At 71.5% G+C, this 569-nt stretch carries 1 pseudogene; it reads left to right on the top strand.

The annotated features are described in order from the left end of the window. A pseudogene (locus U9980_RS25760) lies at positions 1 to 569 on the top strand (transcriptional regulator); the annotation flags it as partial.

Here is a 569-nt window from a genome sequence, read left to right as displayed (position 1 = left end):
CCTGCGCCTACATGCTGTGCCGGCTTGCGTTCAACCAAGGTGATCCGACGACGTCGCGGCGGTTCCTCACCCTGGCCGGGGACCATGCCGAGGACGCCGAGGAACCGGTGTTGGCCGCGTCCGTCGCCGGGATGGCCGCCTACGAAGCACGCGGGCATGCCGCGGCCGGTAACACACAGTCCGCACGGGACGCGTTGGACCGGATGCGACGGTCAGCGGTCGACCTACCCGCCCGACCGGGAATGTCCCCGTTCGGACCCGCGGCGGCGGGCATGTTCGCCGGTGGGGTTCTCGCCCGGACTGCGGTGGGACTGTACGAATCCGGTCACGGCGGCTTCGAGGAACGTGGGCATGCCCTCCTCGCCCTGGCCGCGGCGCTGACGCAGCGGGAGCGTCCCGAACCGGTAGAGGCTGCTGTCCTGGCGTTGACCGTGGTGGCGATGCTGGACAGCTGCCCGACGTCGACCGTGACCGCGAACCTGCGCCGGACCGCGGCACGGCTCCGTCCCTACCGGGAGTTGCCGCCGGTCCGCGACTTCCACGACGCTCTGTCCGCCCGTCCCCGTCCT

It is taken from the genome of Protofrankia sp. Cr1 (assembly GCF_963555865.1).
In the GTDB taxonomy this organism is placed as follows: Bacteria; Actinomycetota; Actinomycetes; order Frankiales; family Frankiaceae; genus Protofrankia.
This window is presented reverse-complemented; position numbering and strand designations above follow the sequence as displayed.